Source organism: Streptomyces sp. RP5T, assembly GCF_003933965.1.
GTDB lineage: Bacteria > Actinomycetota > Actinomycetes > Streptomycetales > Streptomycetaceae > Streptomyces.
Map to the genome: position 1 here is coordinate 1 of NZ_RSAJ01000253.1, position 11,673 is coordinate 11,673.

Annotated in this window: 15 protein-coding genes; 7 read left to right on the plus strand and 8 right to left on the minus strand. The window is 70.8% G+C overall.

What is annotated here, in order from left to right:
- On the plus strand, nucleotides 1-188 hold a 188-nt coding region (locus EHS43_RS47100; RefSeq protein WP_221740757.1), incomplete at its 5' end, for a hypothetical protein.
- Here EHS43_RS47100 and EHS43_RS24535 read toward each other — a convergent pair.
- The 3 genes from EHS43_RS24535 to EHS43_RS24545 form a co-directional block, all read right to left on the minus strand.
- Nucleotides 158-745: a DUF4291 domain-containing protein gene (locus tag EHS43_RS24535; RefSeq protein ID WP_125192925.1), complete on the minus strand. Its 588-nt coding sequence runs from the start codon at nucleotides 743-745 to the stop codon at nucleotides 158-160. The two genes, EHS43_RS47100 and EHS43_RS24535, sit on opposite strands and share 31 nt — an antisense overlap.
- Nucleotides 746-868: 123 nt before the next feature.
- Nucleotides 869-1,534 (minus strand): peptide-methionine (S)-S-oxide reductase MsrA, encoded by a 666-nt coding sequence (gene msrA, locus EHS43_RS24540; RefSeq protein ID WP_125192926.1) that lies wholly within the window; start codon nucleotides 1,532-1,534, stop codon nucleotides 869-871.
- 107 nt (nucleotides 1,535-1,641) lie between these two features.
- On the minus strand, nucleotides 1,642-2,760 hold the full coding sequence (locus tag EHS43_RS24545) for a hypothetical protein (RefSeq protein WP_125192927.1): 1,119 nt from the start codon (nucleotides 2,758-2,760) through the stop codon (nucleotides 1,642-1,644).
- A 161-nt stretch (nucleotides 2,761-2,921) separates the two neighbouring features.
- On the opposite strand from EHS43_RS24545, the gene EHS43_RS24550 reads away from it, so the two are divergent.
- Complete coding sequence (locus tag EHS43_RS24550; protein ID WP_125192928.1) at nucleotides 2,922-4,079, plus strand: cystathionine gamma-synthase; 1,158 nt, start codon at nucleotides 2,922-2,924, stop codon at nucleotides 4,077-4,079.
- Nucleotides 4,080-4,089: 10 nt separating this feature from the next.
- On the opposite strand, the gene EHS43_RS24555 is transcribed toward EHS43_RS24550, so the two are convergent.
- The 3 genes from EHS43_RS24555 to EHS43_RS24565 all read right to left on the minus strand — a co-directional run bounded on the left by EHS43_RS24555 (nucleotide 4,090) and on the right by EHS43_RS24565 (nucleotide 5,506).
- On the minus strand, nucleotides 4,090-4,338 hold the full coding sequence (locus EHS43_RS24555; protein ID WP_125192929.1) for a hypothetical protein: 249 nt from the start codon (nucleotides 4,336-4,338) through the stop codon (nucleotides 4,090-4,092).
- A 28-nt stretch (nucleotides 4,339-4,366) separates the two neighbouring features.
- Nucleotides 4,367-4,870, minus strand: a complete 504-nt coding sequence (locus EHS43_RS24560) for a sigma factor-like helix-turn-helix DNA-binding protein (RefSeq protein ID WP_125192930.1) — start codon at nucleotides 4,868-4,870, stop codon at nucleotides 4,367-4,369.
- A 132-nt stretch (nucleotides 4,871-5,002) separates the two neighbouring features.
- Nucleotides 5,003-5,506, minus strand: a complete 504-nt coding sequence (locus EHS43_RS24565; RefSeq protein ID WP_185806384.1) for a MarR family winged helix-turn-helix transcriptional regulator — start codon at nucleotides 5,504-5,506, stop codon at nucleotides 5,003-5,005.
- A 163-nt stretch (nucleotides 5,507-5,669) separates the two neighbouring features.
- Here EHS43_RS24565 and ilvA point away from each other — a divergent pair, with 163 nt between their 5' ends.
- The 3 genes from ilvA to EHS43_RS24580 all read left to right on the plus strand — a co-directional run bounded on the left by ilvA (nucleotide 5,670) and on the right by EHS43_RS24580 (nucleotide 8,898).
- Complete coding sequence (ilvA, locus tag EHS43_RS24570; RefSeq protein ID WP_125192931.1) at nucleotides 5,670-6,899, plus strand: threonine ammonia-lyase; 1,230 nt, start codon at nucleotides 5,670-5,672, stop codon at nucleotides 6,897-6,899.
- A gap of 116 nt (nucleotides 6,900-7,015) precedes the next feature.
- Nucleotides 7,016-8,056 carry an ATP-binding cassette domain-containing protein gene (locus EHS43_RS24575; RefSeq protein WP_260470691.1) on the plus strand — a complete coding sequence of 347 codons (1,041 nt, stop codon included), beginning with the start codon at nucleotides 7,016-7,018 and terminating at the stop codon, nucleotides 8,054-8,056.
- Nucleotides 8,053-8,898, plus strand: coding sequence for an ABC transporter permease (locus EHS43_RS24580; protein ID WP_125192932.1), 846 nt, complete (start codon nucleotides 8,053-8,055; stop codon nucleotides 8,896-8,898). Before EHS43_RS24575 ends, EHS43_RS24580 begins: the two co-directional genes overlap by 4 nt.
- A gap of 61 nt (nucleotides 8,899-8,959) precedes the next feature.
- Here EHS43_RS24580 and greA read toward each other — a convergent pair whose 3' ends face one another.
- Both greA and EHS43_RS24590 read right to left on the minus strand, forming a co-directional pair.
- Nucleotides 8,960-9,460, minus strand: a complete 501-nt coding sequence (gene greA / locus EHS43_RS24585; RefSeq protein WP_125192933.1) for a transcription elongation factor GreA — start codon at nucleotides 9,458-9,460, stop codon at nucleotides 8,960-8,962.
- Between the two features lie 167 nt (nucleotides 9,461-9,627).
- Nucleotides 9,628-10,026, minus strand: coding sequence for a DUF4307 domain-containing protein (locus tag EHS43_RS24590; RefSeq protein ID WP_125192934.1), 399 nt, complete (start codon nucleotides 10,024-10,026; stop codon nucleotides 9,628-9,630).
- Nucleotides 10,027-10,161: 135 nt separating this feature from the next.
- Here EHS43_RS24590 and mca point away from each other — a divergent pair, with 135 nt between their 5' ends.
- Both mca and EHS43_RS24600 read left to right on the plus strand, forming a co-directional pair.
- On the plus strand, nucleotides 10,162-11,022 hold the full coding sequence (gene mca, locus EHS43_RS24595; RefSeq protein ID WP_185806385.1) for a mycothiol conjugate amidase Mca: 861 nt from the start codon (nucleotides 10,162-10,164) through the stop codon (nucleotides 11,020-11,022).
- Nucleotides 11,015-11,272: a hypothetical protein gene (locus EHS43_RS24600; protein WP_125192936.1), complete on the plus strand. Its 258-nt coding sequence runs from the start codon at nucleotides 11,015-11,017 to the stop codon at nucleotides 11,270-11,272. Before mca ends, EHS43_RS24600 begins: the two co-directional genes overlap by 8 nt.
- Nucleotides 11,273-11,673 lie beyond the last annotated feature (401 nt).

The window sequence follows — 11,673 nt, forward strand, 5'->3', positions numbered from 1 at the left end:
GCGGTGGGCCGTACGACGATCCCGCCCAGGTCGACCGATCGACCGACCGCCACGGGCTGCCCGACGCCGAACGCGACCGCCCGGCGACGGCGACGGCGTCGGGTGCGATCGCGACCTCGTCCCACCACCTGCACCGCCCCCGACACGGACCGGAGGCCTACATGGCCGAGACGTGCTCCGCGGGGTAGGGGAGTTCCTGCGGCAGCAGCCGGGTCGCGGCTGCCAGGTCACCATCCCGGACGAGGGCGTGGATCTCGTGGGCCAGTGGGGTCACGTCCCGGATACCGACCGTCCACTCGTCCGCGTAACGCCGCACGGCCTCACCGGAGAGCCCCAGCTGCAGCGACCGGTAGGGAAGGGGCTGGAGGCGCAGATCCCGCTCGGGATCCCACTGCACACGAGCGGGAGCACGCTTCAACTGCCGCTGCCAGGCGGCCCGGTCGGCGTGCTCCCCGCGGACGTAGTGCGACAGACACGAGTGGCGCAGTGCCCACTCGAACCCGTCACGGCTGATCTCGACAGCGAGAACGGTCTCCTGCCCGGCCTTCGTGCCCCAGCCGCAGCGGTACATCATCCACAGGAACGACGGCTTGATCCACGTCATCCTGTCGCGCTTCCACACGGCGGGAAACCGGCCCTCCCGGGCGGCGGGCAGGCCGATCTCCGGGGTGTACGCCTGGTAGACGGTGATCGTGGACGGCGTGTGCAGTGCGCGGATCTCGTGGTGCGGGTGTGCCTCGTTCATGACGCACAGGGTGCGATCCCCTGATCCCCGCGGGCCATTCAATTTCGAACGTGGATGTCGCGGCGAGCTCGGGAAGCCGGGTGGGGGCCGCTTCAAGGGGCGGCCAAAGCACGCACGGTGACGTCAGCCGCCGGCCCCCGTCACGCCGACCGGACAGGACACCCCGGTCCCGCCGATTCCGCAGTAACCCGCCGGGTTCTTGTCCAGGTACTGCTGGTGATAGCTCTCCGCCGGATAGAAAGGGCGGGTTTCCGCGGGCAGGATCTCGGTGGTGATCGTGCGGTGGCCCGAGGCCGTGAGGACCCGTTGGTAGGCGGTGCGGGAGGCCTCGGCCGCCGCTGCCTGCTCGGGTGTGTGGGTGTGGATCGCCGAGCGGTACTGGGTGCCCACGTCATTGCCCTGGCGGAAGCCCTGGGTGGGATCGTGGGACTCCCAGAAGGTCTTCAGGAGGCGCTCGTACGAGATGAGGGCGGGGTCGAAGACCACGCGGACCACCTCGGTGTGGCCGGTGAGACCCGAGCAGACCTCCTCGTACATGGGGTTCTCGGTGTGGCCGCCCTGGTAGCCGACCAGGGTCGTCCAGACCCCCGCCGGGAGCTGCCAGAACTTCCGCTCGGCGCCCCAGAAGCAGCCCATGGCGAAGTCCGCGATCCCGTAGCCCTCGGGGTAGGGGCCGAGCAGCGGGGTGCCCAGGACGGTGTGCCGGTCGGGCAGCGTGAACGCCGGCTCGGAGCGGCCCTGCAGTGCCTGCTCGGCGGTGGGCAGGACGGGCGTACGGCCGAACAGCATGAGGCGGGCTCCTTCGTTCGCGCGGGCGGCAGCCAGGTCAACGGTTCCGGGCCGGCCCGCATTCCGGTGGGCCGGGGGCGTCGACCGGCCCGAGCCGCGCGGTCATGTCACTGCGTCAGTGTCGCCGGGCTGCCGCCGTTCGCCTCGTAGCCCGCCACCGCCAGCGCACGGTATATCGCGAACTCCGAGGCCGGGTCGGCGGACAGGGTCCAGGGCAGGGCGCCGACGTGGCCGTCGATGTGCACGAGCTGGTTCATGGCCTCCGCCCAGCGCTCGCCGCGCACCAGGAAGAAGACCAGCAGATGGCGGACATGGGCCAGCATCGGGTCGTCGGCGCGGGCCGAGTGGACCGCGTGCAGCGCGCCGTGGATCGCCTTGGTCACGACCTCGCTCCGGTAGAAGCCGCTGACCAGATTGACCTCGGGCAGGTGCTCGAAGACCGCGAACAACGGCATCGCGGCGAGCAGCGAACCCCGCGGCGCCCGGGCGGCCGCCGCCTCCGCGAAGCCGTACGCCAGCTCCCGCGAGCCGTGCCACTTCTCGCACCAGTAGTGCAGCGCGGCCAGATGCGCGCCCATGTGGTTCGGCGCGCGGTCCAGGATCTTCAGCCACAGCTGCTCGAACTCCGGCTGCGCATAGGCCAGTCCGCGTGCCACGGAGAGCTCGACGATGTACGGGACCGGATCGCCGGGAGCCAGCAGGGCCGCCTCGCCGCAGGCCGCCCTCGCCTCCTCCATGATGATCCGGAAGTCGTCCGTGCCGGGGGTCGAGGTCCGCCACGCCTGCTGGACCAGGAACTCCGCGTGCACGGCAGCGCCGCCCGCGTCCTTGGGCTGCTCGGCCCGCCACACCCGCAGCCACTGCCCGCCCGGTGCCTCGCCGACCCCGCCCGGCCGCTGCTGAAGCTCCAGCGAGGCCGCCCCGGCGAAGGCCTGCACACGCTGCCAGCGCAGCTCGCCCTCCCGCTCGGTGCCCGCCAGGAGCTGGGCGGCCGCCTTGTAGTCCTGCGTGCGCTGCACCAGGTCCAGGACGTCCAGCAGGTCCTGGTCGGGGCCGGGCATGCGGATGTCCAGCTCCTCCTGGAGCACGAAGCCGTAGTCCGCCGGGTCCGCGGCGTCCGGGTGGCCGGCCGGGACCTGCTCGATCCCGCCCCGCCTGCGGCGCAGGAACGGAAGCAGCACGAAGCTCAGCATGACCGCCGCCATCAGGACCCAGAGAATCTCCATGCCTCAAGAGTTCCAGACGCCGCCGACAATTGCCCAACCCGGTCCGCGCCCTGTGGAAAACTCCCCGGCCCGGCCCGCACACCTGGGGAAAACCCTGCGGTGCGGACGCCGGGAGGCCGTCGTCCGGCACCGGCCCCCCGGGCGGACTACCCTCGGAGCCCATGAGCGACAGGCACATCAGTCAGCACTTCGAGACCCTCGCGATCCACGCGGGCAACACCGCCGATCCCCTCACCGGCGCGGTGGTGCCGCCGATCTACCAGGTCTCGACCTACAAGCAGGACGGCGTGGGCGGGCTGCGCGGCGGCTACGAGTACAGCCGCAGCGCCAACCCGACCCGCACGGCCCTGGAGGAGAACCTCGCCGCCCTCGAAGGCGGCCGCCGGGGCCTCGCGTTCGCGTCCGGACTGGCGGCCGAGGACTGCCTGTTGCGCACGCTCCTCAGCCCCGGCGACCACGTGGTGATCCCCAACGACGCGTACGGCGGCACGTTCCGTCTCTTCGCGAAGGTCGTCGCCCGCTGGGGCGTCGAGTGGTCGGTCGCCGACACCAGCGACCCGGCCGCCGTACGGGCCGCGATCACCCCGAAGACCAAGGTCGTGTGGGTGGAGACCCCCTCCAACCCGCTGCTCGGCATCACCGACATCGCGGCCGTCGCCCAGGTCGCCCGGGACGCGGGCGCCCGGCTCGTCGTCGACAACACCTTCGCGACGCCCTACCTCCAGCAGCCCCTCGCGCTCGGCGCCGATGTCGTGGTGCACTCCCTGACCAAGTACATGGGCGGCCACTCCGACGTCGTGGGCGGCGCCCTGGTCACCGCCGACGAGACGCTCGGCGAGGAACTGGCGTACCACCAGAACGCGATGGGCGCGGTCGCCGGACCCTTCGACTCCTGGCTGGTGCTGCGCGGCGCCAAGACGCTGTCGGTGCGCATGGACCGGCACAGCGAGAACGCCACCAGGATCGCCGACATGCTGACGCGGCACGCGCGCGTGACGCAGGTGCTCTACCCGGGTCTGACGGAGCACCCCGGCCACGAGGTCGCCGCCAAGCAGATGCGCTCCTTCGGCGGCATGGTCTCCTTCCGCGTGGAGGGCGGCGAGGAGGCGGCCGTCGAGGTCTGCAACCGCGCCAGGATCTTCACGCTGGGCGAGTCCCTGGGCGGTGTCGAGTCGCTGATCGAGCACCCCGGCCGGATGACGCACGCGTCCGTGGCGGGCTCGGCGCTGGAGGTCCCCGCCGACCTCGTACGCCTGTCCGTGGGCATCGAGAACGTCGACGACCTGCTGGAGGACCTCCAGCAGGCGCTGGCCAAGTAGTACGGCCGGCTCACCAGCCCGTCATCGGTGGAGTCGTCGTGGACGGCGGCTCCACCCAGGGGCGCGCGGTCAGCGCCCACACCACGAACGCCACACTCGCGGCGAGCAGCAGCAGCCACATGCACCGGCGCGCCACGGACCTGCGCCGCAGCATCCGCGTCCCGCGCCGCAGGACGTCCCCGTACAGATCGGCCGGCACCTGCGGCGCACCCCGCTCCATGAGCTGCCGCACGGCGGCCTCGCGCTGGGCCCGGTTCACGCGCACCTCCCGGGGCGCGCCGTCCGTGTCATGACGCCGTCACCTTCGCCCCCACCACCGCCGGTGCGGGCCCGCGCGCCGGGTGCAGCAGGGTCGCCGTCGCCCGGTCGCAGATCGTGTGGACGCGTTCCGCCGGCAGGCCCAGCAGGGCCGCCGTCTGCTGCTCGGCCACGCCCTCGTACAGGCGCAGCACCAGGATCAGCCGCTCCTGGGGGGTGAGCCGGGACAGCGGGCTGTCGGGGTGCGTGCGGCCGCCGAACAGCACGCCGTGGCGGCGCCACGCCCCGTGGGCGAAGCGCAGGGCGAGGTACTGCCGGGCCCGGTCGTAGGGGTCCTCGCCGCGCAGCCGGTCCCAGCACGCGTACGTGTGGGCGAGCGCCAGCGTCAGCAGACGCCGCGCGCGCGGGTTGTCGTCGGGGGACTCGGCCGTCAGGAGCGTCGCGGCGTGCAGCAGCCGCCCCGCCGCGCCCGCGACGAACGCCTCGAACTCCCGGGACCGGCGCGTGCCCTGGGACGCCTGCCGTTGCCGCACCGCACCTCCCCGCCTGCGGATGGCCGTACGACGGCTTCGTACGACCAGGAGGACCCAGAGGACCCGGTCTCATATGAGGCCCGGCGCGGCCGTCCGGTCAAGAGGCGGGGCGGTACACGCGCGTGCGCGTGGCTAGGAGGACTGCGCCTCCGGCCCCGGGACGCCCTGGGCCGCCATCCGGGAGGAGAGCGCGGTGTTGAAGCGCGTGAGGAGCGTGCAGAACGTCTCGCGCTCCTCGGGCGCCCAGTCGTGTGTCAGCTCGGCCATCAACTGACGCCGGGAGGAACGCACTTCCTCCAGCCGGGACTGTCCGCGCGGGGACAGCTGAAGGACCACCGCGCGCCCGTCCTCGGGGTGCGAGGTGCGCTTGACCAGACCGGTGTCGACGAGCGGGGCCACCTGCCGGGTGACCGTCGACGAGTCGATGCCCATGCTCGCCGCGAGCGCCTTGACGCCCATCGGGCCTTCCTTGTCGAGCCGGTTGAGCAGCAGGTACGCGGCGCGGTCCATGGAGTTGCGCACCTGCCCGACCCCACCGAGCCGGGTCTGTTCGGCACGACGGGCGAAGACCGCCACCTCGTGCTGCAGGGTGTCGAGGAGACCGGTGTCACCGACGGTCGTCATGTCCATCGACATTTCAGGTGTTGTGGGCATGGCCGGAGGCTCACTTCATGAAGGGGGAGCTGGATTGGGGGACAGAGTACGCGGCCCGGAGGCAGGCCGTACCGGCGCTGCGCAAACCCGTCTCGGACGTTGGTCACAGCGCGAGCGCGCGCGTGTGAACTGCGAGACTTGAGTCATGAACTACCCCAAGGCCCGCCCTGTGCCGCCGGTGACGCTCGACGACGTGCGCGGCGCGCAGAAGATGCTGTCGGGCGTGGCGCGGACGACCGCGATGGAGGGCAGCCGCCATCTGAGTCGGCTGGTGGGCGCGCCGGTGCACTTCAAGTGCGAGAACCTCCAGCGGACGGGGTCCTTCAAACTCCGCGGCGCCTACGTGCGCATCGCGGGACTGCTGCCCGAGGAGCGGGCCGCGGGGGTCGTGGCCGCGAGCGCCGGCAACCACGCGCAGGGCGTCGCGCTGGCGTCCACGCTGCTCGGCGTGCGCTCCACGGTGTTCATGCCCAAGGGCGCCCCGCTGCCGAAGATCAGCGCCACCCGGCACTACGGCGCCGAGGTGCGGCTGCACGGGCAGGTGGTCGACGAGACCCTGGCCGCCGCGCAGGAGTACGCGGCCGAGACGGGTGCAGTGTTCATCCACCCCTTCGACCACCCGGACGTCATCGCGGGCCAGGGGACGGTCGGCCTGGAGATCCTGGAGCAGTGCCCGGAGGTGCGCACGATCGTCCTCGGGATCGGCGGCGGCGGCCTCGCGGCCGGGGTCGCGATCGCCGTGAAGGCGCTCAGGCCCGACGTGCGGATCGTGGGCGTGCAGGCGGCGGGCGCGGCCGCGTATCCGCCCTCGCTGGCGGCCGGGCACCCGGTGTCGATCGAGAACCCGGCGACGATGGCCGACGGCATGAAGGTGGGACGGCCCGGGGACGTGCCGTTCGGGATCGTGGACGCACTCGTGGACGAGGTGCGCACGGTGAGCGAGGACGAACTGTCCGCCGCGCTGCTGCTGTGCCTGGAGCGGGCCAAGCTGGTCGTCGAGCCCGCCGGGGCGAGCCCGGTCGCCGCTCTGCTGAGCGATCCGGGCGCCTTCGAGGGGCCGGTCGTCGCGGTGCTGTCCGGCGGCAACGTCGACCCGGTGCTGCTCCAGCGCGTCCTGCGGCACGGCATGTCCGCGCAGGGCCGCTACCTGGCCGTCCGGCTGCGGCTGACGGACCGGCCCGGTGCCCTCGCGACGCTTCTCGGGGTGTTGTCAGTGGCCGACGCTAATGTCCTGGACGTGAGCCACGTCCGGACCGATCCACGGCTCGGGCTCGCGGAGGCGGAGGTCGAGCTGCACCTGGAGACGAAGGGGCCGGAGCACTGCGTCGAGGTCGGCCGTGCCCTGCGTGAGGCGGGCTACACGGTCATCGACTGAGTCGACGGGCTCGGGTTCACTCGTTCGGGAAATTCCATTGAGAGACGCGATACATCGCGTTACGGTGTGTGTCGCGCCACCCCTTTCCAAGAATCCCCGACGACGTGGAGACTCATATGCCAGGCGCCATCTATGCCGAAGGCCTGGTCAAGACCTTCGGAGACGTAAAGGCACTGGACGGCGTCGACCTCGATGTCCCCGAAGGCACCGTCCTGGGCCTCCTCGGACCGAACGGCGCGGGCAAGACGACGGCCGTCCGCTGTCTGACCACCCTGCTCAAACCCGACCGCGGCTCGGCGGTCGTCGCCGGCATCGACGTCCTCAAGCACCCCGACGCCGTGCGCCGCTCCATCGGGCTCTCCGGCCAGTTCGCGGCGGTCGACGAATACCTCACCGGCCGCGAGAACCTCCAGATGGTCGGCCAGCTCTACCAGATGAAGGCCAAGCACGCGAAGGCCCGCGCGACCGAACTGCTGGAGCAGTTCGACCTCGCCGACGCGGCCGACCGTCCCACCAAGACGTACTCCGGCGGTATGCGCCGCCGCCTCGACCTCGCGGCCGCGCTGGTGGTCTCACCGCCCGTGATGTTCATGGACGAGCCGACGACCGGCCTGGACCCCCGCAACCGCCAGATGCTGTGGGAAGTCATCAAACGGCTGGTCTCCGGAGGCACGACCCTGCTGCTGACCACCCAGTATCTGGAGGAGGCCGACCACCTCGCGCACGAGATCGCCGTCGTCGACCACGGCCACGTCATCGCCACGGGCACCTCCGACCAGCTCAAGGCCCGCACCGGCGGCGAGCGGGTCGAGGTCGTCGTGCACGAGCGCGAGCACATCCAGGCCGCCTCGGACGTCCTGCGCGGCTTCGGCAAGGGCGACACCACGGTCGAGGACCACATGCGCAAGCTCACCGTGCCCGTCACCGGCGGCGCCAAGCTGCTCGCCGAGGTCATCCGCGAGCTCGACACCCGGGGCATCGAGATAGACGACATCGGACTGCGCCGGCCCACCCTCGACGACGTCTTCCTGTCCCTGACGGGCCATGTGGCCGAGGCCAAGCCGGAGGACACGGCCCAGCCGGCCGGCGGCAAGGCGGACCGGAAGCCGGACAAGAAGCCGGACCAGAACACGGACCAGAAGGAGGCAGCCAAGTGAGCGCCGTCACCGACACCGCGCGCGTCGCGGCTCCCGGCAACGCCCTCGGCCAGTCCGTCCGGGACTCGCTGGTCGTCGCCAAACGCAATCTGATCAGGATGTCCAGGATTCCCGAGATGGTGATCTTCGGGCTCATCCAGCCGATCATGTTCGTGGTGCTGTTCAGCTATGTCTTCGGCGGCTCCATGAACATCGGCGGCACCACGGACTCCTCCGTCTACCGCGAGTTCCTGATGGCCGGCATCTTCGCGCAGACCGTCACCTTCGCCACCGCGGGCGCCGGTGCGGGGATCGCCGACGACATGCACAAGGGGCTCATCGACCGCTTCCGTTCCCTGCCCATGGCCCGCGGGGCCGTCCTGACCGGACGGACGCTCGCCGACCTCGTGCAGACGGCCCTGACCCTGTTCGTGCTGGCCATGGTCGCCCTGCTGGTCGGCTGGCGCACCCACACCAACATCGCCGAGGTCCTCGGCGCCTTCGGTCTGCTGCTCCTGCTCGGGTACGCGTTCACCTGGGTCGGCGCGCTGATCGGCCTGTCCGTGCGGACGCCGGAGGCGGCCACCTCGGGAGGGCTGATCTGGCTCTTCCCGGTCACCTTCATCTCGAACGCGTTCGTGGACTCCAGCCGTATGACGCCCTGGCTGCAGCACGTCGCCGACTGGAACCCGTTCAGTGCCACGGTCCAGGCCTGCCGCAAACTGTTCGGCAACCCCGGGGTGTCCCCCTCGGACGCCTGGCCCATGCAGCACCCGGTCTGGGCCTCGCTGATCTACTCGGTCCTGATCATCGTCCTGTTCAGAACCCTGGCGGTCCGCAAGTACCGCTCGGCCACCGCATGACGAAGCCCCCGGCGCCGCGAGGGCGCCGGGGGCCCGCCGAAGACGTGCCGGTCGGTCCGGGTCAGCCGTTGTAGGGCTCGGCCTTGAGGATGGTCACCGAGGCCTTCTTGCCGTTCGGCAGTTCGTACTCCGCCTCCTCGCCGACCTTGTGGCCGATCACGCCGGAGCCCAGCGGGGACTGCGGCGAGTAGGTCTCGACGTCCGCGCTCGCGTACTCGCGCGAGGCGAGCAGGAAGGTCATGGTGTCGTCCTCGTCCCCGTCGAAGGCGATCGTCACGACCATGCCGGGAGCCACCGCGCCGTCCGCGGACGCAGGCGCCTCGCCGACCTTGGCCTTCTCCAGGAGCTGGGTCAGCTGGCGGATGCGGAGCTCCTGCTTGCCCTGCTCTTCCTTGGCCGCGTGGTACCCGCCGTTCTCGCGCAGGTCGCCCTCCTCGCGCGCTGCCGCGATCTTCGCGGTGACTTCCTCGCGCGCGGGACCAGACAGGTACGCCAGCTCTTCCTTGAGCTTGGTGTACGCCTCCTGGGTCAGCCAGGTGACGTCTTCGCTGGTCTGGGTCACAGGTGCTCCTCGTAGGTACTGGGAATACAAAGCATCGCCCTACCCAGAAGAATGTTCCTTCACGGATGGGCGAAACCACGAGCCTAACAATTCAGGACCCGAAGGGGGAGGACATAAGCCATCAGAAATACGTCGACGCAGGTCAGGGTCGAGTATCGAGGGTGACGTCAGTCGGTGTGACAGCCCAGCAGCTCGGCCGTGGTGCCCCGGGCCGTCGTACGGAGCGTGACGACCTTGTCGATACGGGTGGCGTCACCGCCGAAGCGGAAGTCGGCCCGGCCCACCTCGGAGCCGTTCGCCGCCTGGGAGCGGACCGTGCAGTAACCGGAGGTGCCGGAGTCCTTGCGGACCTCCAGATGGACCTCGACCGCGGAGTCCGTCGCGTCGAAGGCGATCACCTCGCCGCTGATCTTGCTCTGACCGACGTAGTGGTAGGCGAAGTAACCGACCAGGGCGAGCAGGAGGGCTCCGAGCACGGTCCCGGCGATCTTGAGCTTGTGGTCGGCGCGCTCGTCCGAGGAACGGCCGTAGCGGCCCTCGGGCAACCGGGTGCTCGCCGTGCTCATGATCGTCTCCCTGGAAACCAGGCCGCGGAATTAATCGTCCCCCGATTCGGTCACTATAGAAGCCGCCGTTCGCGCCCGAAGACACCGGGGGCACCGACTTACGAGGATTGAGTCTTGACTGACCAGCTGCGACTGATGGCCGTGCACGCCCACCCCGACGACGAGTCGAGCAAGGGCGCGGCCACCATGGCGAAGTACGTGTCCGAGGGGGTGGACGTGCTGGTCGTGACCTGCACGGGAGGGGAGCGCGGCTCCATCCTCAATCCGAAGCTTCAGGGCGACACGTACATCGAGGAGCACATCCACGAGGTACGCAAGAAGGAGATGGACGAGGCCCGGGAGATCCTCGGCGTCCGGCAGGAGTGGCTCGGCTTCGTCGACTCCGGTCTGCCGGAGGGGGACCCGCTGCCGCCGCTGCCCGAGGGCTGCTTCGCCCTGGAGGACGTCGACAAGGCGGCGGGCGAGCTGGTGAAGCAGATCCGCGCCTTCCGTCCGCAGGTGATCACCACCTACGACGAGAACGGCGGCTATCCGCACCCCGACCACATCATGACCCACAAGATCACCATGGTGGCGTTCGAGGGTGCGGCGGACACCGAGAAGTTCCCGGAGTCCGAGTTCGGCCCGGCGTACCAGCCGCAGAAGCTGTACTACAACCAGGGCTTCAACCGTCCCCGCACCGAGGCGCTGCACAACGCGCTGATCGAGCGGGGCATGGAGTCGCCGTACGGGGACTGGCTCAAGCGCTGGAACGAGTCGCCGATGCGGGACCGCACGCTGACCACGCACATTCCGTGCGCCGAGTTCTTCGAGATCCGTGACAAGGCCCTGATCGCCCACGCCACGCAGATCGACCCCGACGGGGGCTGGTTCAAGGTCCCGCTGGAACTCCAGAAGGAGGTCTGGCCCACGGAGGAGTACGAGCTCGCCAAGTCCCTCGTCGATACCTCCCTCCCCGAGGACGACCTCTTTGCGGGCATCCGCGACAATGCCTGACATGAGCGCAAGCGCAAGCCTGGCAATGACGCACCTCGTGACCTTCGCCAAGGAGGTCGACGAGGACAAGGTCACCCCCGGCGTCCTCGGCTTCATCGTCTTCGCGGCGATGGCCCTGGCGGTGTGGGCCCTGATGAAGTCCATGAGCAAGCACATGAACAAGGTCGACTTCGCGGAGTCCCCGGACGAGGCCTCCGGCGGGGACACCGCGGAGAGCCCGTCCGGGAAGGCCTCCCCGGCCAAGGGCTGAGGCATACGGCGGGCCATGACGGGCGGGATCGCCTGCCCGTCATGGGCTGCGCCCGGCCGGGGCCGGCAGGTCTGCGCGGGGTGGCCCGTGTGGGGGCCGTGGCCGCCGCCCGCCGCGGTGGCGACACCCACCCGAGACGCCTCCGGGGTGCCTCTCGCCGCCGACGCCGGGCGGATGAGCCGAGCCTCGCCCCTCCCGTGCCGGGCGGGTGAGCCGCCCCCGTGCCGGGCAGGTGGCCTGCTGCGCCCCGTCACTTCCGTACCCGGCAGGTGGGCCGGGCCCCGTCACCACCGCACGCCGGGCAGGCGAACCGCCCTCTCCCGCACCGGGCGGGTGAACCACACCTCCGGCCACCCCTTACCGGACAGGCGAACCGCCCCCCCCGAGTCAGACCCCTGAAC

Coding starts and splice junctions, on each gene's coding strand:
- EHS43_RS24550 (WP_125192928.1), top strand. CDS start 2,922: ATGAGCGACAGGCACATCAGTCAGCACTTCGAGACCCTCGCGATCCAC.
- EHS43_RS24545 (WP_125192927.1), bottom strand. CDS start 2,760: ATGGAGATTCTCTGGGTCCTGATGGCGGCGGTCATGCTGAGCTTCGTG.
- EHS43_RS24600 (WP_125192936.1), top strand. CDS start 11,015: ATGCCTGACATGAGCGCAAGCGCAAGCCTGGCAATGACGCACCTCGTG.
- mca (WP_185806385.1), top strand. CDS start 10,162: ATGGCCGTGCACGCCCACCCCGACGACGAGTCGAGCAAGGGCGCGGCC.
- EHS43_RS24565 (WP_185806384.1), bottom strand. CDS start 5,506: ATGTCGATGGACATGACGACCGTCGGTGACACCGGTCTCCTCGACACC.
- msrA (WP_125192926.1), bottom strand. CDS start 1,534: ATGCTGTTCGGCCGTACGCCCGTCCTGCCCACCGCCGAGCAGGCACTG.
- EHS43_RS24590 (WP_125192934.1), bottom strand. CDS start 10,026: ATGAGCACGGCGAGCACCCGGTTGCCCGAGGGCCGCTACGGCCGTTCC.
- ilvA (WP_125192931.1), top strand. CDS start 5,670: ATGAACTACCCCAAGGCCCGCCCTGTGCCGCCGGTGACGCTCGACGAC.
- EHS43_RS24575 (WP_260470691.1), top strand. CDS start 7,016: ATGCCAGGCGCCATCTATGCCGAAGGCCTGGTCAAGACCTTCGGAGAC.
- EHS43_RS24535 (WP_125192925.1), bottom strand. CDS start 745: ATGAACGAGGCACACCCGCACCACGAGATCCGCGCACTGCACACGCCG.